The organism is Rhodococcus globerulus (assembly GCF_019334125.1).
GTDB lineage: Bacteria > Actinomycetota > Actinomycetes > Mycobacteriales > Mycobacteriaceae > Rhodococcus_F > Rhodococcus_F globerula.
On record NZ_CP079698.1, the window covers coordinates 4,166,986 to 4,187,674 of the forward strand.

22 protein-coding genes and 1 pseudogene are annotated in these 20,689 nt (G+C 61.8%); 13 read left to right on the forward strand and 10 right to left on the reverse strand.

The window, feature by feature from the left end; all coding sequences use genetic code 11:
- Nucleotides 1-103 precede the first annotated feature (103 nt).
- Together KYT97_RS18970 and KYT97_RS18975 are read left to right on the forward strand one after the other, a co-directional pair.
- On the forward strand, nucleotides 104-763 hold the full coding sequence (locus KYT97_RS18970; protein WP_045065926.1) for a TetR/AcrR family transcriptional regulator: 660 nt from the start codon (nucleotides 104-106) through the stop codon (nucleotides 761-763).
- A complete protein-coding gene (locus tag KYT97_RS18975; RefSeq protein ID WP_045065928.1) occupies nucleotides 760-1,422 on the forward strand; it encodes an enoyl-CoA hydratase-related protein in 663 nt (220 codons plus the stop codon). The genes KYT97_RS18970 and KYT97_RS18975 overlap by 4 nt, the downstream gene beginning before the upstream one ends.
- Here the strand turns inward: KYT97_RS18975 and KYT97_RS18980 are convergent.
- Nucleotides 1,387-1,932, reverse strand: a complete 546-nt coding sequence (locus KYT97_RS18980) for an AAA family ATPase (RefSeq protein ID WP_233366379.1) — start codon at nucleotides 1,930-1,932, stop codon at nucleotides 1,387-1,389. The two genes, KYT97_RS18975 and KYT97_RS18980, sit on opposite strands and share 36 nt — an antisense overlap.
- An 88-nt stretch (nucleotides 1,933-2,020) precedes the next feature.
- On the opposite strand from KYT97_RS18980, the gene KYT97_RS18985 reads away from it, so the two are divergent.
- Nucleotides 2,021-2,755 (forward strand): oxygen-binding di-iron domain-containing protein, encoded by a 735-nt coding sequence (locus KYT97_RS18985; protein WP_219110462.1) that lies wholly within the window; start codon nucleotides 2,021-2,023, stop codon nucleotides 2,753-2,755.
- Between the two features lie 121 nt (nucleotides 2,756-2,876).
- A complete protein-coding gene (locus tag KYT97_RS18990) occupies nucleotides 2,877-4,151 on the forward strand; it encodes a YbjN domain-containing protein (RefSeq protein WP_219110463.1) in 1,275 nt (424 codons plus the stop codon).
- An 11-nt stretch (nucleotides 4,152-4,162) separates the two neighbouring features.
- Here KYT97_RS18990 and KYT97_RS18995 read toward each other — a convergent pair whose 3' ends face one another.
- The 7 genes and pseudogenes from KYT97_RS18995 to KYT97_RS19025 all read right to left on the reverse strand — a co-directional run bounded on the left by KYT97_RS18995 (nucleotide 4,163) and on the right by KYT97_RS19025 (nucleotide 12,006).
- Nucleotides 4,163-4,999 (reverse strand): mycofactocin-coupled SDR family oxidoreductase, encoded by an 837-nt coding sequence (locus KYT97_RS18995; protein WP_045065938.1) that lies wholly within the window; start codon nucleotides 4,997-4,999, stop codon nucleotides 4,163-4,165.
- Between the two features lie 118 nt (nucleotides 5,000-5,117).
- The gene (locus KYT97_RS19000) at nucleotides 5,118-7,277 is read right to left on the reverse strand and encodes a transglycosylase domain-containing protein (protein ID WP_033237068.1); all 2,160 of its coding nucleotides are present in this window, start codon (nucleotides 7,275-7,277) and stop codon (nucleotides 5,118-5,120) included.
- Between the two features lie 112 nt (nucleotides 7,278-7,389).
- Nucleotides 7,390-7,599, reverse strand: coding sequence for a hypothetical protein (locus KYT97_RS19005; protein ID WP_095887504.1), 210 nt, complete (start codon nucleotides 7,597-7,599; stop codon nucleotides 7,390-7,392).
- A gap of 25 nt (nucleotides 7,600-7,624) precedes the next feature.
- A pseudogene (locus KYT97_RS19010) lies at nucleotides 7,625-8,242 on the reverse strand (carbohydrate ABC transporter permease); the annotation flags it as partial.
- Between the two features lie 32 nt (nucleotides 8,243-8,274).
- On the reverse strand, nucleotides 8,275-9,453 hold the full coding sequence (locus tag KYT97_RS19015; RefSeq protein WP_033237065.1) for a carbohydrate ABC transporter permease: 1,179 nt from the start codon (nucleotides 9,451-9,453) through the stop codon (nucleotides 8,275-8,277).
- Nucleotides 9,454-9,473: 20 nt separating this feature from the next.
- Nucleotides 9,474-10,763 (reverse strand): ABC transporter substrate-binding protein, encoded by a 1,290-nt coding sequence (locus KYT97_RS19020; protein ID WP_033237064.1) that lies wholly within the window; start codon nucleotides 10,761-10,763, stop codon nucleotides 9,474-9,476.
- Between the two features lie 169 nt (nucleotides 10,764-10,932).
- Complete coding sequence (locus tag KYT97_RS19025) at nucleotides 10,933-12,006, reverse strand: ABC transporter ATP-binding protein (protein WP_033237063.1); 1,074 nt, start codon at nucleotides 12,004-12,006, stop codon at nucleotides 10,933-10,935.
- 113 nt (nucleotides 12,007-12,119) lie between these two features.
- On the opposite strand from KYT97_RS19025, the gene KYT97_RS19030 reads away from it, so the two are divergent.
- The 3 genes from KYT97_RS19030 (at nucleotide 12,120) to KYT97_RS19040 (ending at nucleotide 13,887) form a co-directional block, all read left to right on the forward strand.
- Complete coding sequence (locus tag KYT97_RS19030; RefSeq protein WP_033237062.1) at nucleotides 12,120-12,956, forward strand: DUF2786 domain-containing protein; 837 nt, start codon at nucleotides 12,120-12,122, stop codon at nucleotides 12,954-12,956.
- 57 nt (nucleotides 12,957-13,013) lie between these two features.
- Nucleotides 13,014-13,457, forward strand: a complete 444-nt coding sequence (locus tag KYT97_RS19035; protein ID WP_245006173.1) for a TIGR04338 family metallohydrolase — start codon at nucleotides 13,014-13,016, stop codon at nucleotides 13,455-13,457.
- A gap of 61 nt (nucleotides 13,458-13,518) precedes the next feature.
- On the forward strand, nucleotides 13,519-13,887 hold the full coding sequence (locus KYT97_RS19040) for a helix-turn-helix domain-containing protein (protein WP_219113028.1): 369 nt from the start codon (nucleotides 13,519-13,521) through the stop codon (nucleotides 13,885-13,887).
- A 1-nt stretch (nucleotide 13,888) separates the two neighbouring features.
- Here KYT97_RS19040 and KYT97_RS19045 read toward each other — a convergent pair whose 3' ends face one another.
- A complete protein-coding gene (locus KYT97_RS19045; protein WP_219110466.1) occupies nucleotides 13,889-14,476 on the reverse strand; it encodes an ATP-dependent Clp protease proteolytic subunit in 588 nt (195 codons plus the stop codon).
- 5 nt (nucleotides 14,477-14,481) lie between these two features.
- Nucleotides 14,482-15,090, reverse strand: a complete 609-nt coding sequence (locus KYT97_RS19050) for a ClpP family protease (protein WP_033237059.1) — start codon at nucleotides 15,088-15,090, stop codon at nucleotides 14,482-14,484.
- Between the two features lie 226 nt (nucleotides 15,091-15,316).
- Here KYT97_RS19050 and KYT97_RS19055 point away from each other — a divergent pair, with 226 nt between their 5' ends.
- The 6 genes from KYT97_RS19055 to KYT97_RS19080 are packed head-to-tail and all read left to right on the forward strand — an operon-like array spanning nucleotide 15,317 to nucleotide 20,668.
- On the forward strand, nucleotides 15,317-16,018 hold the full coding sequence (locus KYT97_RS19055) for a Clp protease N-terminal domain-containing protein (RefSeq protein ID WP_033237058.1): 702 nt from the start codon (nucleotides 15,317-15,319) through the stop codon (nucleotides 16,016-16,018).
- A 58-nt stretch (nucleotides 16,019-16,076) separates the two neighbouring features.
- On the forward strand, nucleotides 16,077-17,753 hold the full coding sequence (locus KYT97_RS19060; RefSeq protein ID WP_219110467.1) for an FAD-dependent oxidoreductase: 1,677 nt from the start codon (nucleotides 16,077-16,079) through the stop codon (nucleotides 17,751-17,753).
- Entirely contained in the window at nucleotides 17,750-18,103 is a 354-nt protein-coding gene (locus tag KYT97_RS19065; RefSeq protein WP_033237056.1) for a 4Fe-4S dicluster domain-containing protein, read from the forward strand. Before KYT97_RS19060 ends, KYT97_RS19065 begins: the two co-directional genes overlap by 4 nt.
- Entirely contained in the window at nucleotides 18,100-19,101 is a 1,002-nt protein-coding gene (locus KYT97_RS19070; RefSeq protein WP_219110468.1) for an ABC transporter substrate-binding protein, read from the forward strand. Before KYT97_RS19065 ends, KYT97_RS19070 begins: the two co-directional genes overlap by 4 nt.
- Nucleotides 19,098-19,943, forward strand: coding sequence for an ABC transporter permease (locus KYT97_RS19075; protein WP_219110469.1), 846 nt, complete (start codon nucleotides 19,098-19,100; stop codon nucleotides 19,941-19,943). Before KYT97_RS19070 ends, KYT97_RS19075 begins: the two co-directional genes overlap by 4 nt.
- A complete protein-coding gene (locus KYT97_RS19080) occupies nucleotides 19,940-20,668 on the forward strand; it encodes an ABC transporter ATP-binding protein (RefSeq protein ID WP_219110470.1) in 729 nt (242 codons plus the stop codon). The genes KYT97_RS19075 and KYT97_RS19080 overlap by 4 nt, the downstream gene beginning before the upstream one ends.
- The last annotated feature ends 21 nt before the right edge of the window (nucleotides 20,669-20,689 follow it).

Below are 20,689 nucleotides of genomic sequence, written 5' to 3' on the forward strand. Positions count from 1 at the left end.
GGTGCGAGCTTTGCAGAAGGGGTGCTCACTTCAGCAGGCTGTGACGGCTGCATGATCCGACCACGCACTAGTAACAGAGCAGACGCTCTGTTACTGTGCGTTCATGCCTCGGCCACGCGTCCACGATCTCGACACACTGCTCGATGCTGCCGAAAATCTCGCCGCCACTGCCGGGCCGGCCGCAGTCACGGTCAGAGCCGTATCCGATACCACCGGCGTATCCAACGGCGCGATCTATCACGCATTCGGTTCTCGCAGTGGCCTGGTCGGTAGCGCGTGGCTACGCGCCGCACAGCGATTTCTCGCACTCCAGCAGTCGAGAGTGGATGACACCCTGCGTAATCCCTCACCGTCCGCCGCAGTCGACGCAGTGGTCGCCGCCGCGGAAGTGCCGGCGATCTTCGCGCTGGATTACCCACATTCCGCACTCCTTCTGTTGACGATCAGGCGCGACGAACTACTCGGCACCGACGTCCCTGCCGATATCGCAGAGCAACTCACACAACTCGACCGGGCGCTCGTCGAGTTGTTCATCCGGTTGTCGACGGCACTCTGGGGCCGTAAAGACGGAAGAGCAGTCGAAGCAATCGAAGCCTGTGTTGTCGGCCTACCTACCGGACTGCTCATCCACCCGGCCAAACGCGCCGACGGTTGGCGAGTACCCGATACAGCAGCACGCGCGCGGTTGGATGCTGCTGTTCGAGCCGTTCTGCGTCTCGACCCACCACTCCCCAAGTCCCGCAACACGAAAGGTCAATCATGACCCCTACGCTCGGCTTCGAAAACAAGATCGCCGTCCTCGATCTCGGCGACGACGAAAATCGCTTCTCCCCGGATTGGCTCGACTCCGTCGACAAGCTGCTCGACCAGGCTCTGGGCGAAGGCGCACACGCCCTGGTCACCACGGCTACGGGTAAGTTCTATTCCAACGGACTCGACCTCGACTGGCTGGGCGCACACACTGACAAGGCAAATTGGTATGTGCAGCAAGTGCAATCATTGTTCGCGCGGATGCTGACGTTCCCGATGCCGACCGTCGCTGCAGTCAACGGTCATGCCTTCGGAGCGGGCGCGATGCTCGGGGTCGCGCACGACTACCGCGTCATGCGCGACGATCGAGGCTATTACTGCTTCCCGGAAGTTGACATCAACATCCCTTTCACCGAAGGAATGGCAGCGCTCATTCAGGCCAAACTCAGTCCTGCATCGGCCGTCGTCGCCATGACCACCGGGCGGCGGTACGGCGGAAGCGACGCGCTTGCTGCAGGTCTGGTGGACGCCACGGCTTCCGCCGAAGCGCTGACCACCAAGGCAATCGACATCGTCGCACCGATCGGCCCGAAGAATCCGGGCACACTTGGCTCCATCAAATCTACGATGTTCGCTTCAGTGGTCACCGCTCTGCACACTGAGCGCCCGTAACGACGGATAATGCTCTCGCAGAGACGCTTCCACGTCATCGGCAACACTTTCGGGGTCTCGACCTTCGGTGCTGAGAACCAGGTCAACTCCGATCAACGACGGCATCGAACCGGCCAGGAGTCGTGACGCTTCCACCAGGTGCTCCAACCCTGCCCAGTTGGCCGGTTCACGCTCGATGATCCTGTTGCGCAACGTATCCGGATCGGCCTCTAGCCGTACCAGCAGGTGCCCGTCAGCCGCGGTCGCGGCCAGCAGAGCACGCCCGTAGTCGTCGTCTTCGACGGTAGCAGTGAGGAACAGGAGTTCATAACCCACCTCACGGTACGACGTGCACAGCATCTCGACGTGCGCGATGGCTCGTTCGGTTCCCAGTGGCGGGTAACACCGCTCCAGTTCGTCAACCTCGATCATCGCGTTTCTCACGCCGGCCTCGCCGAGTCGATCGTGAAGCGCGGTCGAGACGGAACTCTTCCCCGCGCCCGGCGGGCCTGTCAGCAGCAGTACATACACGTCCTCCACTATTCCAGAGCCTTGTGCCCGGACTGAGCGGCGAGAAAGCTGGAGATCACGGAATTACAGCCCTGATCGGAGCACAGCGATGAGCACAACGATCACCGAGATCGCCCCGGATATCTACCGACTCTCGACCTTCGTTCCGGAAGCGAACCTCGCGATGAACCAATTTCTTGTCGACGGTGAAGAACCACTGCTCTTCCACACCGGGCAGAGAGCGCTGTTCACATCGTCGTCCGACGCACTGTCGCGTCTCCTCGACCCAGCCCGGCTGAAATGGATCACGTTCGGTCATGTCGAAGCCGACGAGTGTGGGGCGATGAATTCGTGGCTCGCCGCAGCCCCCGGCGCGCAGGTCGCGCATTGCGCAATGGGGTGCTTCGTCCAGGTCAACGATCTAGCCGACCGAATGCCAGTTCCGTTGCAGGACGGCGATGTTCTCGAAACCGGCCGCCGACGCGTACGCCATATCGACACTCCACACGTCCCGCACGGCTGGGACGCAGGTCTGATGTTCGAGGAGACAACGTCGACGTTGTTCTGCGGCGACCTGTTCACCGCGTTCGGACCCCCGCCCGCAACAACCGAACAGGAAATCGTCGGCCCCGCACTTGCGGCCGAGGATCTGGGGCATGCAACAGCCCTGACGCCGGCGCTCGCACCCACCATCCGCGCCCTCGCCGACCTCGAACCACGAATTCTTGCCACCATGCACGCACCGACCTTCTACGGCGACTGCGTCGGCGCCCTCCACGATCTGGCGACGGCCTACAAAGAACGATTCGACAACGAAACCGAAAAATTTTCTAGGCTGGACTAAGCGCCTCGCTGAAGTTGTCGGCCCCAACCGCTACTCTCACGCCAAGGGCTTGACGGCAGGGGTTCACAAAACGTCGGCAAGCCCCTTGACCGGTAAGAACCCCACCCGTGAAGGAGCGTCGATGTCGGAGCACACTTTCGATCTCGAGATCACTGCCGCATGGACTGCATTCGGGGCTCGTGTGTCTCGATACATCGCGGCAATGCAGGACAACGACACCCTGGTCGTGGAATCGCAGCACGACTCGCAAGACAACCTCGACTACGCCCCCGCCTGCATCCAGTTCTTCGCGTGGGACCAGACCCGCGTCAGGTGCGAGGTACCGTCCAATCAGTTCCTGCACCCCTTGCGGATGCTTGAACCCGAGGATCACGAGTCGCTGATCGGCTGGGGATTCAATCGCCCCGACCAATGCGAGCACGACGCCACCGGCAACGGCTCCATGTCCTTCTACATCGACGTCGATCGTTCCCGGCCCGACGGCGTGGTCGCCCAAGCACTGCGGGTGCTCGGCGACATGTGGAGCATCGCGCACCCAAGTTTTCTCCGTGTACAGGTGAGCGGCCGCGAAGATATTCCAGCCTTCGACAGCGGTCAGACTCAGGCCAGCGAATACGATTCGCTGAACGAGTTGGTCGACAACGCCCTTGGCCGGCTTCTCGACTACACCCCCGAGCGTGACGACGACGGCGACATCCCGCTCGTTCGCGGCGAGCAGATCACGTATATCCGCGTGCTCGAAGACGACCAGTACGTAGAAGTATTTTCGCGGGTTGTTCACTCGATACCCGACACAAACCATGCCGCTCTTGTTCTGTCCCAGCTCAATCGACAGTGGCCCACCATCAAGCTCATCCTGGTGGAACAAAGCGTCCTCGGCGTCGCCCGGGTCGATGCTGCTCCGTTTGCACCCGATCATCTACTGCGAACGATCCGATCCTTTGCCGAACTGGCCGACGCATCGGAAGAGCTCGCCGAAGAGCTTGGCGGGCAACCTATTCGAGCAGACGGGGAGTTCGCCGCCACCGATGGATCGGACAGCGACGGACTCAGCGCGGTTTTTGACGGATCGGCCGTCGAATGGCACGAGTGCTTCGAGTTTCCGCCCGCACTCATGTCCATCCTCGAACTCGACGCCGACCAAAGCGGGGGGCTCACCGCCGACGACGTCGCAGAAATCTGCGGACGCGACCGCGACACCATCCTCGAGTATCTGCGCATCAGTCAGGAACAGGAAGCCGAGTGGCATAACGCCCTGACAAACGCTGTCGCAGTCGGCGGCGAAGATATCGAACTGTGCACCGGCGAGAAACTCGCGTGGACTCAGACGATTGCCCACCTACGCCAAGCACTGCGCGTTGTCGTTCTTCCGCGAAAAGGTAGCGGCACGCAGTAACTCAGACGGAATCACTTGATGACCGAACCAGCGTCAACCGGCAATTGAACCCCGGTGACGTAGCGTGCGGCATCACTGACCAACCACAGAATGGCGTTGCTGACGTCGCTTGATTCGACCCACCGGACAGGGAGCGCATTCGAACTTCGGAACGCGTCACTGACATCATCGAGAGTGATCTCGGATGGCTTCTTGTCCGGGCGGAAAAGCGCGTACGTGTATTCGTTGTGAATCATGTCGGTGTTGACGCCCGTCGGGTGTACCGAATTGACCCTGATCATGTGCGGCGCAAGCTCGTTCGCCAGCGACTTCATCAGGCCAACCACGCCGTGCTTGGCAGCGGCATAGTGTGCCAGGTTTCCCAGGCCCTTGATCCCGGCAGTGGAACTGGTGAGGACGATCGCGCCACCGTCGCCGTGTGCCTCGAGGTGCGGCAGCGCGGCCCTCACTGTCTTGAACACACCGGTGAGGTTGATCGCGATCATGTCGTCCCACATGTCGTCGGTGAGGTTCTCGGCCGGAGCGAAACTCGCGATGCCCGCGTTTGCGAGCACGATGTCGAGGCGTCCGAGTTGCGACACACCATCGTCGACTGCGGCTCTCAAACCGGCTGAATCACGAACATCGGTGTGGGTGGCAATAATTCGACGACCCAGTGCTTCGACCTGCCGAACCGTCTCGTTCAAATCTTCGGCAGTGGCCAGGGGATATCCCACTGATCCCACCTGATCGCACAGGTCGATCGCGATGATATCCGCGCCCTCCTGCGCCAATGTTGTTGCATGAGAGCGTCCCTGACCCCGCGCGGCACCGGTGATGAAGGCAACTTTGCCGTCCAGCTGACCCATTCGACTGCTCCTTCGACCGTGCGACGACGCCCGAGTGCATTCTGCAACTCGCGCATCACGTTACGTCACCGCCTGTCGCCAGGTAGGCGATCTGCGAAGATCGCCGCTCTGCAAAAGGTCAGCCGGGCAACGGAATGACGATGCCGGGAAGGATCTCGATCGAACGGGGCCGCTGCGGGATCTGCGGAATCTCGACCGGCGGCAACCCCGGAATGTTCAGCGTGGTGGAAGGCGGGGTAGCCGCCCCAGTGCTGCGGTCGTTCGGCGACGTCGCACCGGAGTTGGCGGGAACACCGGCCTGTCCACCGATCGGATCCGGCCACGGGAAGGTCTCGACGTCGGATCCCTTGAGAGCGCCGTCCATGGTGCTCTTCCAAATATCGGCAGGAAGCCCCGAACCGTAGATCAAGCCGCCGTTGTAGTTGGTGATGGCTTGGGCATCGGAAGTGCCGATCCACACCGCCGTGGACAAGGACGGTGTGTAACCGACCATCCAGGCGTCCTTGTTCTGACCGGTGTCACCGAGCTGAGCGGTTCCGGTCTTCGAAGCAACGGCGCGACCACCGGCCAGCGCGTGTCCATTGGAGTACGACGCGATCGGCAGCATCGCCTGCGTGACGTTTTCGGCGACGGCAGCGTCGAGTCGACGCTCACCGGGGGAGACCGGACGATCGAGTAGAACTTCACCTTCGGCCGTCACCACCTTCTGGATGAAGTGCGGCTGCTGGTAGACCCCGGAGTTGGCAAGAGTTGCGTAAGCGGACGCCATGTCGATGACGCGGGACTGATACTGCCCGAGCACAATTCCGTTCTCCGGCGGGTCACCCTCCTGGGTCAGGGTGGGGTAGTCGAGCCCGGGAATTCGCTCGGGGATACCGGCCAGGTGAGCCGCGTCGGCGATCTTCTGCGGACCGTTCTCCATCGACAGCATCAGGCGGTAGAAGCTGGTGTTGAGCGAACGCTTCAGCGCTTCCGCGATGGTGCAGGTTCCGCAGGATTCACCGCCGACGTTTCCGATGGTCACACCATTGATCGTGAGCGGCGAACTGTCGAAGCGGGCCGAGAGCGGGATGTCTTCCATCAACGCGGCCACCAGTCCGAAGACCTTGAACGCCGAACCCGTCTGCAACGGCGCCTGGGCGTAGTCGAAACCAGCGCCGTCCGTGCCGCCGTAGTAGGCGGAAACTCCACCGGTCCGTGGGTTGATGGATACCGCCGCGGTGCGCAGTTCCTCCGGTTCTCCGTCGAGGTTCTTGCTCACCGCGTTGAGCGCGGCTTCCTGCGCCTGAGGATCGATAGTGGTCGTGATCTGTAGGCCTGCCGTGTTCAGCGTCTCGTCACTGATACCGGCTTCGGCAAGTTCCTTGAGGACCTGCGTCTTGATGTGGCCTTCCGGGCCGGGAGCCTGATTCAGATCAGTGGGGCGGTTGGCCGCGGCGACAACGGGAAACGTCATCGCGTCACGATCCGCCTTGGCGAGTGTCCCCAAGTCGGCCATTCCGTTGAGCACGTAGTTCCATCGCGCTTCGAGCGCGGGGAGATTGGTCTCCGGATCGAGGAACGAGGGACTCTGGATCACGGAAGCGAGAACAGCGCCTTCGCCGACGGTCAGGTCGCTGACCGGCTTGTCGAAGTACGCATTCGACGCCGCTGCGATGCCGTACGCACCGCGTCCGAAGTAGATGGTGTTCAGGTACGCCGCAAGGATGTCGTCTTTGGACCACTCGCGCGCCATCTTGGCGGAGATGACAAGCTCACGCATCTTTCTGTCGATACTGCGCTTGTCGCCGACCAACACGTTCTTCACGTATTGCTGGGTGATGGTGGATCCACCGCCGGCGCTTTCCTTGCCCATGATGTTGTCGCGGGCCGCGCGCGCGAATCCCGAAATCGAGAAGCCAGGGTTGGTGTAGAAATTGCGGTCCTCGGCGGAGAGGACGGCGTCGCGAACATGAATCGGGATGGCCGACAACGCAACTTCGGTGCGGTTGCCCTCCGGGGGGACCACCTTCCCGAGCACGGTGGTGCCGTCGGCCATGTAGATGGTGGAGACCTGCTTGGTCTGCATGTCAGCGGGACGAGGAACCTCCGTGCGACTGTAGGCAACAGCAAACACCGACGCGGGCACGATGATCATGAGCAGTACGAGCACGTAGATCGTCCGCCGGACGAACCGCCACTTGGAGCGCTTCTTCTTGGCCGGTTTCCCCGGGTTGCCGGAGCGACGCGAAGTCGATGCAGCACCACCTGCCGCATTCGATCTGTTCGATGGACTCACTTACACACTCCCGGTCGGGGACATGACCTCACAGCATCATTGCACCAGGGTGTTGTCTCGATCAGATAACTCCCGGCAACTGCGATACCGAAACGTCACACTACCGGGAGCTCTACTGCCGACGCTCCGCGCGAACCGCTTTCCGGTATCCGCGGTACGCAAAGCCCAGCGCAATGACGCAACCGAGCAGCACCAGCGACGGGGTCACCCCTGGGTCACCTTTGACGATTGCGACCACAGCGCTGATCAACGCCATGAGAGCAAACACCGAGATGAAGCCGGCGATGAGCTCCATTCGCTGGGCGCGCGAAGCCCGTCTCATATGCACCACGCGCGCGAAGCTCGCATCACGACTTGACGCCGCCTGCGGTCAGGCCTGCGATGATCCGTCGCTGGAAGATCAGCACCATGATCACGAGGGGGATCATCACGAGGGTGCCACCAGCCATGATGGAGGTGTACGGCGTGACAAAGGGATCGGTGCCGGAGAATTTGGCCATCGCCACGGTGACGGGCGCTGTTTTGTCGCTCGAGAGCTGCAGTGCCAGCAAGTACTCGTTGACCGTCGCGATGAACGCGAGGATCGCGGTGGTGAACAGTGCCGGCGCGGCGAGCGGCAGCATGATCAGCCGGAAAGCCTGGCCGCGGGTGGCACCGTCGATGCGTGCGGCTTCTTCGAGTTCCCAGGGGAGTTCGGAGAAGAAGGAGGTCAGCGTGTACACCGTGAGCGGTAGGACAAACGAGATGTTGGGAATGATCAGCGCTTTGTAGCTGCCGATCCACCCGAGGTCCGTGAACATCTGGAACAACGGCGTCACGAGTGCGACGACGGGAAACATGGACGCGCCGAGGATGATTCCGGTGACGAAGTATTTGCCACGGAAGTCGAACCGTGAGAGTGCGTACGCCGTGAAGACACCGACGACCAGAGCGACAAGAGTGGTAGCGCCGGCGATGATGAGGCTGTAGGTGCCGATCTTGCCGCGTAGTGCCTTGTTCATACCGGCTCCCCTTTCCGCTGCTTTTCCTGCGTGCTGACCGCGTTGGCTCCGAGGAATCGGACCAGGATGAAGGCCACAGCGAAGATGATGAGGAACGTGATGGTGGACAGTGCCGATGCCGAATTGGCGCCGACGCGCATCTGATCGACCACCAGGACCGAGATGGTGGACGTGGCGGGATTGGATCCCATCATGATTGCGGGCAGGTCGTACATGCGCAGGGCGTCCATCGTGCGGAAGAGCACGGCCACCATGAGCGCGGGCTTGACCAACGGCAACGTGATCATGCGGAAGCGCTGCCACGCCGTTGCGCCGTCGACCTTGGCTGCTTCGTAGACGTCTGCGGGAATCATCTGCAGACCGGCGAGGATGAGCAGAGCCATGAACGGCGCTGTTTTCCAGACGTCGGCGACGACGATCGCGAATCGAGCCGGCCACGGATCGGCCGTCCACAGGATGTTGGTGCCGAGAATCTTGTTGGCGATGCCGTCGTTGGCAAAGATGAAGAACCACAACTTCGCGGTGACAGCGGTGGGGATGGCCCACGGAATCAGGACCGAGGCGCGCAGCAGACCGCGTCCACGGAAAGTCTTGGCCATGATCAACGCCATCGAGAGGCCGATCAGCGTCTCGAGCAGAACCGTCACGATCGTGAAACCGAAGGTATTGCCGATCGACTGCCAGAACTGGGAGCCGAGCGTGCCGGGAGGACACGGAATCGCGCCGTTCGCAGTGTTGCAGGACTGGGTGATCCAGTTCTTGTAGTTGTCGAACCACGTGAACTGACCGGTGACGAACATGCCGGTCTCTGGATCGAGTTTCTTGCCGTCGCTGTGCATCGACATCCAGATCGCGCGCCCGAGCGGGTACACGATGATGACTGCGAGCACGATCAACGACGGTGCGACAAACGCCCACGGCGGGACGCGTCGACGCTTTTTCGGCTTGTCGGCCGACGGCGGCGCCGGCATATCCGGAGGGGGCGGAGGTGTATCTGCAGAGTCAGGCAGAACCTTGGTCAGGGACATCCCTGTGCCCTCGGATACCGACGGCTCTTCGAGAGGTTCCGGCGCTCGGTGTCTCCCACCAACGCCCGAACGGTCGGGACCGGTTGACCCGGCCCCGACCGTGGGGTTGGCAGGCACAGCCGCGGAAGGATCCTGCGGTTCTGCCATTGCTTATTGCTCCTGGTAGATCAGTTACCGGCGGTTTCGATGCCGGCCTTGGTGTCCGCCAAAGCCTGCTCGACGGTCTTCTCGCCGCGAATAGCAGCGTAGGTGTTGTCGGAAATCGACTTCGACACCTGCGTGTAGTACGGCGTGACGGGACGCGGCTGCGCGGTGGCAAGCGCTTCCTTCAGTGTCGCGAAGTACGGGAACTCTGCAAGTACTGCCGGGTCGTCGTAGACAGCCGAGAGGACGGGCGCGCCGCCGACCGCGGTGAAGTACGTCTGCGACTTCTTGGTCTGCATGAACTCGAGGAAGTCGCGTGCCGTGGCCGGAGCGTCCGAGAAGGCACTGATGCCGACGTTGTAGCCGCCGACCGTCGACGCGCCCGGTCCGTCGACACCCGGAAGGACGGTGTAGCCGTACTTGCCGGCGACCGACGTCTCTTCGCCGTCGACCGAGAAGCCGGACCAGCTACGCATGAACAGGGCCTTGCCTTCACCGAAGGCGCTCTGCGACTCACCCTCGGAGTACGTCAACGCTTCCTGCGGGATCGTGTTGTCGGCGAAGGAATCGACGATGAACTGCACGCCTTCCTTCGTCTTGTCGTCGATCGCCGGGGTGATGCCGTCAGCTGCGACCCACGGTCCGTCGTAGGCATTGGTGATCTCGGTGGTGTTGACCGTCAGGCCTTCGTAGTTCTTGAACTGACCGACGTAGCAGGAGATGCCGGCTTCGACAGCCTTCGGGCAGTTTTCCTTGAGCTCGGCCCACGTGGTGGGAGCCTTCTCGACGAGGTCCTTGCGGTAGTACAGGAACGCGGCGTTGGTGTTCTTGGGCGCTGCGTAGAGCTTGCCGTTGTACGTGCCCGACGCGACCGTGGACTCGAGGAGGCCCGACGTGTCGATCTTCAGGTCACCCTCGAGCGGAGCCAGCCAGCCGTTGGCAGCAAACTGCGCGGTGTTGACGACGTCGACGCCGATGAGGTCGTACTCGTCGCTCTTGGCCTGCATGCGCTGGGTGATGTCGTCGACCTGCGCGTTGGCTTCCTTCGCCAGTGGCTTCAGGGTGACCTTCTCGTCCGGATGCTCGGCATTCCAGTCGGAGATGATGTTTTCGAGCGCCTCATTCAGGGCATCCTGGCCCTCGACGATCGTGATGGGGCCGCGGCCTTCGCTGGAGGACGATCCCCCGGATGCGGCTGTGGTGGTGGTGTCGCCGCCGTTGTCCGAATCGGACGAACAACCGGCCAGTACCAGCATCGACACTGCCGACGCTGCAATTGCAGCCCGACGCATCGCCTTCGAGTTCAGAACCATGGATTCGCTCCCCGCTTGTATACGACAAAAGACATCCCGGTAGCCGACGTCACGGCATGCGCCATGAGTGCCGGCTCCCGGCATCGGCCCCTACTGTGGCACGAGACACCCCTACTTGTTGGTATTACGGCGAACCTGAATCGTTCATGTGTCGGATTAGAGCGCCAAGTCAGCCGAGGCGACGGCCGTCGCTGGATGCAAAAATGTGCACCTTGCCCGGGTCGACGCGAAGATTCACGCGATCACCCTTCTGGGGCGGATTACGCCAATCACCTCGTGCCACGATCTGTTGTGGGCTGCCGCCGATAGTCGTGCGGCCGTAGACGTAGGCGTCGGACCCGAGTTCTTCGACGACGTCGACGTCCATCGGAATTCCCGCAGCGGCAATTTCGAGGTGTTCCGGACGAATTCCGAGCACAACTTCGGTCTCGGGTGTTCCGTTCAATGTTTCACGGGAAACAGGAACAACCACGTCACCGAACGCCACACCGCGATCGGTGAGGGGAAGGGTGAAGAGATTCATCGCGGGCGAACCCATGAAGCCGGCAACAAACACGTTCTTCGGCCGGTTGTAGAGCTCCCGCGGCGACGCACACTGCTGCAGGATTCCCTTGTCGAGGACGGCGACGCGGTCACCCATGGTCATGGCCTCCACCTGATCGTGCGTCACATAGACCATCGTGGTCGCGAGGCGTCGCTGCAATTGCGCGATCTGCGTACGCGTCTGCACCCGCAGTTTTGCGTCGAGGTTGGAGAGCGGCTCGTCCATCAGAAACACCTGCGGTTGGCGGACGATGGCGCGGCCCATCGCAACTCGCTGACGCTGACCACCGGACAGCGCTTTCGGCTTGCGATCCAGGTACGGCTCCAGGTCGAGCATCTTGGCAACTTCCTCGACGCGAGCCCGGGTTTCCGTCTTGTTGGTACCCGCCAACTTGAGCGCAAATCCCATGTTCTCGGCGACCGTCATGTGCGGGTACAGGGCGTAGTTCTGGAACACCATCGCGATGTCGCGTTCCTTGGGTTCCTGACCCGTGACGTCGCGGTCACCGATGAGAATGCGGCCACTGTGGACCTCCTCGAGACCCGCCAGCATGCGGAGCGTCGTCGACTTTCCACAACCGGACGGTCCGACGAGTACAAGGAACTCGCCGTCCTCGATCTGGAGGTCGAGCTTGTCGACTGCGGGGGAATTCGATCCGGGAAACAGGCAGGTAGTTCCCTCGAATGTCACTGAAGCCATGACGGGTTGATCCCTTCTACCGGCAGGAACGTGCCGGACGATCCAAGTTGAGGGTGAGTGTGTGCCCCAGCAGCATAAGCGCCGCTGTCGGTATCCGGGAGTACCCTTCTGCGGTGAGTTCGGAGAAGATGTTGACCCGCATCGGCGCTCTGCTGCGCCAGGCAGAATCCACCGATAATCCCCACGAAGGTGAAGCCTTCATGGCGGCCGCACAGCGGTTGGCCACCAACTCGGCCATCGACCTGGCGGTGGCCCGTGCACACACGGCGTCGTCCGAAAAACGGGCGACGCCCACCCAACGGCTCATCACGATCGGTGAGCCCGGCAAGCGTGGCTTGCGCACCTACGCGCAGCTGTTCATCGCCATCGCTGCCGCCAACGACGTGCAATGCGACATCGCGCAGACGTCTGCCGTCATCTTCGCGTACGGATTTGCCGGCGACATCGACGTGTGTGAGGCCCTGTACTCGAGCCTTCTGTTCCAGATGGTGCGAGATTCCGACGCGTATGTGCGCTCCGGTGCGTACCGCGGTGAAACGTCCGTGCGGACGGTCGTCGAAACTCGCGGACGACGACGCGTCAGCACTCAGGTCCGCAAGCCTGTTGCCGGAGTGACTGCACGGCTCAACTTCCAGATGGCCTATGCGGCGCGCATCGGTGCCCGGTTGGCGGAAACGAAGAAGGAGACGGAAACAGTGTCGACTGCGTCATCCTCGGAAACCGCACTGGTGTTGCGTAACAAGGAAATCGAACTCAAGGACTACTACTCGTCCAATTCCAAGGCACGCGGTACATGGCAGGGCGGCGGCCGGGCAAGTGCCGGGCATTCGTCGCATGCACGTCAGGCAGGGGACAAGGCGGCCAGATCAGCACGGCTGGGAAACCTCCCGGAGATCGGTGGCGTCAAGGGGCAGATCGGACGGGGCGAGCGAAGCGACGGGGGTAGGTGAGCGGTGAGAGATAAGCAGCAGTCCGCCGTCTACGAGGCAGAAACCTTGGTGCGCACCATGTTCGACCGTGCGGACCAGCGGGGGACACGTAGCGTCGAAGTTCTGGGATCCACCATCACGCTGCCGGTCGAGCGCAAATTCGGATCCGTGGAGTCGGTACAAACGTATTGCAAGCAGGTTCTTGCACTGAACTGGGTGGGGGAAACCTGGCCCCGCGCAAGTGTTTCGGTAATGGTGCGCGCCCGCGCCGGAAACACTGCCGCTCACTACTCGAATGGCACCATCGCCGTCCCCGAGGATCGAGACGGGCGCTGGGCGTTGCGTGAACTTGTCGTCCTGCACGAACTCGCACACCACCTCGGCAACCCCGACTCCGACGAGGCTTCCCACGGGCCGGAGTTCGTCGACCGATACCTCACGCTGGTCGACGAAATCGTCGGGCCCGAGGCTGCCTTCGTCCTGCGTGCGATGTTTCTTGCCGGTGGTGTTCGAACCGACTGAGCCCTCTCTGCCCTCGGCGAACCCGGTAGTGGCCGCACTGGTCGGCTGGAATACTCGGCGTATGGATGCGCAGCGCAGATTGGTCCTGGTCAAGGGTGGGTCGGAACTGCCGAACCCGGATGCACCTGCGCGTAAGCCCCCACTGATCCGCGAAGCGTACGGACGAGTGTTGCGTGAGGTCCGACGCGATCAGGACCGGACACTCGGCGACGTAGCCGCCCAGGTCGGAATGTCGAAGCAATACCTGTCCGAGATCGAGCGAGGCAAGAAGGAACCGTCGTCGGAAATCCTGCGCGCGATCTGTGAAGCCTTGGGGATGCCGCTGGAGCACTTGCTGTTCCGATCGGGCAACAAGATAATTGCACTCAATTCCCTCACGTTGGGGCACTCTCCGGCACCGATCTCCGGCCCCGTCCTGATGGCGGCCTGAGTCAGTTCCCTTCGATCAAGGTGTCAGCCAGGCCGTAGGAGATCGCGTCGTGGGCGGTGAATATCCGGTCCCGATCGGTGTCCTTTCGCAGCCGCTCGGCGCTCTGACCGGTGTGCTTACTCAAGATCGTCTCCGTCTGCTCGCGGATTCTCAGGATCTCAGCCGCTTGAAGCGCCAGGTCCGAGATGGTGCCGCTACCTTGCGTCGACGGTTGGTGCAGCAGCACCCGGGAATGGGCGAGAACATGCCGATGGCCCGGAGTACCGGCGGCGAGCAGCACCGCAGCAGCCGACGCCGCCTGCCCCATGCAGTACGTCGAAATCGTGGGTTTCAAGAACTGCATCGTGTCGTAGATCGCGAGCATCGCAGTGGTGGAACCGCCGGGAGAGTTGATGTACAAACCGATTTCGCGATCCGGGTTGTCGGCCTGCAGGTGCAGCATCTGAGCCATCACGACGTTGGCGACGCCGTCGTCGATCTCGGTGCCGAGAAAGACGATGCGTTCGTTGAGCAGCCTACTGAAGATATCGAAAGATCGCTCACCCGTTGGTGTTCGCTCGATGACGCTGGGAATCGTATACTGGGACATGATGTTCACAATCCGATCTTGGGGAAGGTAGCCTGCGGTGCGATCTCGGCGAACGTCGTCACGACGCGGTCGACGATTCCGTATTCGCGTGCCTGCTCGGCGGTAAACCAACGATCTCGGTCGCTGTCTATCTCGATCTCTTCGACGGTCCGGCCCGTTTCGGCGGCCAGAATTTCCTGCGACTGACGCTTCATCAACTCGAGGCTCTCGGCCTGGATCGCGATATCCACCGCTGTGCCACCGATACCCGCTGACGGCTGGTGCATCATGATGCGACTGTGCGCCAGGCTGATTCGCTTGCCATGTGTACCGGAGCAGAGAAGCACCTGACCCATACTGGCGGCAAATCCCATCGCTACCGTCACGACGTCATTGGGGATGAGCTTCATGGTGTCGTAGATGGCGAGACCGGCAAACACCGATCCGCCGGGTGAATTGATGTAGAGCACGATGTCGCGCTTGGGGTCGGTAGTGGCGAGGAGCACCAATTCCGAGCACACGCGCTCGGCCATGTCGTCGTTAACCTCGCCGGTCAGCAAGATTGTTCGTTGACGAAAGAGCCTGTCTGTCAGCAGGTCACGATATCCGGTGTCGGTGAGGGTTGGAGTAGTCATGAATCCATTCGTACCGGCGCCGCGGCGCTGGAATCCAGATTGTCTGCTGTAGGCAGACCCGGACCTGAACCCGACGATTCGGACCAGCCTGAACTAAACCCGTGAGCAGCACTTTTCCGCCTTATCGACGGCAACCGCCATTGTCGTCGCCACGCAGTGGGGGTTATATGGGGTTATGCACATCAGTGCAGGTCAGGGTGTCGAGTTGCGAGAGAGGCCGGGGCAGATGCCAAAGATCAACGTCTATGTTCCGGATGACCTCGCGGCAGCGGTGCGTGCCCGGCAACTCCCGATATCGGCGATCTGCCAAATGGCGCTTCGCGGCGCACTCGATCGCGAAGCACCCGATTCTTCGGTGCGCATCACCGAGCACATCGAGACCGATCTGCCGTTCAGCCCTCACCTGGCATCGGTGATATCCCTGGCGCCGGCCGCTGCGGCCAGAAAAGGTTCGTTGACAGTTGATTCCGAGCACTTGCTGCAAGCTCTCCTCGACGAGGAAGAGAACCTCATACTGCGCGGTCTCGACCACCTCGGGCTGACCCGCGCATCCATACAGAAAACTCTCGATCTGGTGGTACCCGACAAGGCACCCGTCGACGACAGCGACGTCACGTACGGCCCCGCGGCCCGCGTGATTCTCGAAGCAGCAGTGGCCGATGCGCACTTGGCCGGAAACTCCGTCGTAAACGGCGCAAATTTGGTGTGGGCCTTGGCAAACGCTTCCACAGGATATGCCGCCGACGTCCTGGACCACCTCGGATTCTTCCAGGTGACCACTCACCAAGCCCTCGGCTTGATCGAAGTTGGTGTCGGCCACACAAACCGATATGCACCGGCCGGCCAAGCTGCGATCCTCACGGAACTGGCCAAGATCACCGACCGCCTCGCGCGCCTCGAGGCTTCTCTCTCGTCTTCGTGTAGCTAGAGCGAAAAACTCGTAGCCCCCTCTCTTCTCACGCATTCCAGAATGGAGGTGCGCTGTCATGGCGCGCTCACTCCCTCGCTTTCACGGACAGATAGTCACGGACGATTCCGAGAGTCTGCATGTGTCGACCGACGTGCTGATTGTCGGCGGCGGACCGGCGGCAACCTGGGCGGCAGTTGCCGCAGCGGAATCCGGCGCCAGTGTCACGTTGGTAGACAAAGGCTATGTCGGCGCAAGCGGTGTAGCCGCGACGGCGGGAGTCGGCCATTGGCTCGTGCCCCCGGTTCCGGAACGTCGCGACGAAGAAATCTCGCGGCGCGAACGCTCCGGTGGTTTCATCACCGATCGAGTCTGGACCGAAGCGGTTCTCGACGAGGCTTGGGAGCGAACAGCTCTCATCCCTGAATGGGGATACAAGCCCAGTGCCAAGCCGCGCAGTCCCGGCTCATTGTTCGGCGCGCGTCCCGGCGAGCGATCATTTTCCGGCGCGGCCCCGGACTACCTCCGCTTCCTGCGTGGGAAGGTCAAGAAATCCGGAGTCCATGTACTGGACCACAGCCCGGCACTGGAACTTCTCGTGGATTCCAACGGAACTGTCTCCGGGGCAACGGGTTACCAGCGTCAGGTCAAACGGCCCTGGCGCGTCGACGCCGGCGCCGTGATCCTCGCGACTGGCGGCACCACGTGGAAGAGCCACTCACTCGGCGGTGACGTGAACACCGGCGAGGGGCACTTGATGGCCGTCGAAGTCGGCGCCCATCTCTCCAGCATGGAGTTCTCGAACTTCTACGGAATGGTGCCCTTCGGAACAAGCATGGACAAGAACGGATTCTTCGTCTCCGCGTCGTACTGGGATCACCGCGGTGAACCGATCCGGTATCACGACCTCCACCAAAGCCGCGCAGAGCTTCTCGGTGCTTCTCTGCGCGGCACGATCACCGCACAGTTCACTCAGTTCGACAAAGAAATGTGGCCGGCGCTGCGCGCTGCGATGCCCAACTTCTTCATGGTGACGGACAAACTCGGGATCGATCCCTTCAACGAACGGTTCCCGATGGATTGGGTCCAAGAAGGAACTGTCCGGGGTACGGGCGGAATACACATTCTCGACTACGAGGCGTCGACGGGAGTGTCCGGCCTCTACGCGGCAGGCGATATCGCGGCGCGCGACCGCATAGTCGGCGCTGCCACCGGAGCGGGTGGCCCCAACCTGTCGTGGGCCATTGCGACCGGGACGTGGGCTGGACGCGCTGCGGCCGGATTCTCCGCACATCGTGGATTACCAACCCGATTCGATGTCGAACCGTCCGGAACCCTCGGTGTTCGTGGTCGAGGTGTCAACAGCGTCGACGACGCTGTTCGCTCGATCCAGTCCGAAATGCTGCCGATCGACAAGGCAGTTTTCCGCAGCAACGACGGACTTGCCGACTCGGCTGCTCGCCTCGATCGACTGTGGGAGAGCGCATCTTCCGCCCCGATCGTCGAATACTCCGGCATGGAGGCAATCGCGCAACGCGAGAGCGCCGGAATGCTGGCGATGGGCCGGTGGGCGGTACGTACGGCCATGGCGCGCACGGAAACCCGTGGCATGCATACCCGCACCGATTTCCCTGACACGGATTCGAGCCAAGCTCACCGACTACTCAGTGGCGGGCTTGACGATATCTGGGTGGAGCCGGATACCGAATTACCCCGTGTTGGTATCACATTGGCCACGCAGGGGAGTGCGTCATGATCGAGATCATCAACGCCGACCGCTGCACCACGTGCGACATCTGCGTCCGAATCTGTCCGATGAACGTCTTCGAAGCCGTCCCGGACGCCCCTCCCGTGATCGCCAGACATTCGGACTGCCAGACGTGTTTCCAGTGTGAGGCGTACTGCCCGGCCGACGCCATGTTCGTCTCGCCCTCACGCACACCGGAACCGCAGGGCTCCGAGTTCCTCGACGAAGAGCACCTTCTCGGGCAGAACCTGCTCGGGATGTACCGCGAACGCGTCGGGTGGCGCAAATCGTCCGCCCGCCCGACACAATCCACAGCCGACTATCACCAGCTTGCCCAGAATGCCAGGAGAACACCATGACCATCCGCACTCGCACCAAAAGCCTGGCCGCACTGCTGGGAATCGCACTTCTCGCAACGGTGACCGCGTGCTCGTCGACCTCGGAAGCCACCGAGGGTACGTCGGCGTCACTGGTTCCGTTGACAGTGGGCGCTCCGTGGAACGGTGCGGCCGGTAAATCCCCCACGGACACAACCTCGTTCGGTTACGCCGTCCACGAGGGTCTGGCACAACCGATTCTCGAGAAGTACGGATTCGAGTACAAAGGCTTCGTCGGCTTCAACAACGGTCCGCCGGTGGTGCAGGCATTGCAGACGGGCGACGTACAGGTCGGCCTGATCGGTGATACACCGGCCGTTCAGGCCAAGGCCAGCGGAATCGACGTGCCCGCCTTGGTGATCGACAAGCCCGCGTCCGATATCTGGTTCCTCGGCCGAGAAGGTGGAGTATCGAAAATCGAAGATCTTGCCGGAAAGAAGGTGGGACTCCAATTCGGCTCCAACTTCGACAAGTACGGACGCGCCGTACTCGAACGTGCCGGTGTCGCGGATCAGGTGGAGTTGGTGAATCTGCTCTTCGCCGACGCGCTTCCGGCCCTGCAGCGCGGCGATATCGACGCCGTTCCACTTCCCGCGACGACGGCCGGCATCTGGCGCAAGCAGATCAACTTCCCCATTCTGTCCAAGGCAAGCGTCGACGACCCCGATCTGCTGGCCACCAGCGTCGCCCTGACTTCGCGTGAGACTTTTGCGGCGAATCCCGAACTGGCAAAGGCGGTCTGGGAGGTCATTCAGGCCGGAGACAAAGCAATCGATGCGGACCACGACGCCTATGCTCAGTTCGTTTTTGATGCCACCGGCTCACCGGTAGATGTGGTCAAGGAAGCAACACTGTGGAATTTCCAGAGCGAACCAGTTGATCCGGACGGATTGAACACGGTGCGTTCGACGCTCGACTTCCTGGTCAAGTCCGGTAAGGCCCCCAACGCCTTCGACGTCACGACCTGGGCAGTGTCATGAGTGTGGAAGCACCAGCACTGCCCACGGTGAGAGCGCCTGAGCATCTCGCGCCGGCACCTACCCGTCGGCGGCGACGCTCACGATTGACCGATGTCACGCTGCGCGCAAGCGTCCCGGTTGCACTGCTCGCCTTATGGGCAGTGGGATCGGCGACCGGCAAGATCGACGAGAAAACCTTCCCGTCGCCGTGGTCGGTGTGGTCCGCATTTGTCGAACTGCTGACGACAGGGGTTCTGTGGGAGAACCTTTCGGTATCGCTTGTCCGTGTTGCCATCGGATTTGCCATCGGCGGGGCACTGGGACTATCGCTCGGCATCATCTCCGGCCTGTTTGCTCTGGCCGACAAACTCCTCGACCCGACGCTGCAAATGCTCCGCACCATCCCGTTTCTCGCAATCACTCCGTTGCTGATCCTGTGGTTCGGCATCGACGAACGCCCCAAGATCATCATCATCGCAGCAGCAGCACTGTTTCCGCTGCACATCAACACTCACAGCGGCGTGCGAAACGTGGATCGCAAGGTCATCGAAGCCGGACGAGTGTTCGGGCTCCGTGGCATCGGGTTGATCCGTCAGGTAATTCTGCCGGAGATGATTCCGTCGGTGCTTGTCGGACTGCGGGTCTCGCTGTCGGTGTCGCTTCTCGCGCTCATCGTCGCCGAGTTGAGCAATGCCCCCAAGGGCCTGGGTTTCCTGATGACCTCAGCTCAGCAGTATTTCCAGACCGACATCCTGGTGGTTGTCGTGATCATCTATGCAATCTGGGGATTGTCGGTCGATCTTCTCGTTCGAGCTATCGAACGAATCCTGATGCCGTACAAGCAATGGGGGAAGTCCGCATGAGCATTCGAGACACCGGTGTACGCGCCAGTGGCATCGTCAAGACTTTTGGTGACCGCATAATCCTGGACGGTTTCTCGCTCGACGTGCAACCGGGGGAGTTCGTTGCACTCCTCGGAGCCAGCGGTAGTGGCAAGACAACCTTCCTGCGAATTCTTGCCGGCCTCGAGGGATACGACGCCGGAGAGGTACAGGCACCAGATGCGCGGACTGTCGTCTTCCAAGAGCCCCGCCTGATTGCGTCGAAGCGCGTCCAGGACAACGTCATACTCGGTCAGCGGGCCACGCGGAAGAATCGGGAAGCCGCAGCCGCCGCGTTGGCCGAAGTGTCACTGGCCGGGCGCGAACGGGCTTGGCCCACAACCTTGTCCGGCGGTGAGGCGCAGCGCGTCGCATTGGCCCGTGCGTTGGTACGCAACCCACAATTGTTGTTGCTGGACGAGCCGTTTGCGGCACTCGACGCGCTCACCCGACTCCGCATGCAGGCCTTGGTGGCGGAACTGTGCCGCAAACATCGTCCGGCAGTGCTGCTGGTGACTCACGACATCGACGAGGCAATCCTGCTCGCGGATCGTATTGCGGTGTTGCGCGACGGTCGTTTGAGCATCCTCGAAAACGTCTCGTTCGCGCAGCCGCGCAATCCAGCGCAACCGGGGTATACAGCTCTGCGCACTCGCCTACTCGAAGAACTGGGGGTCCACGAGTCGGTTGGTGCTGCCCACACGTAGCGGCAACCGGGTCTTCCCGGC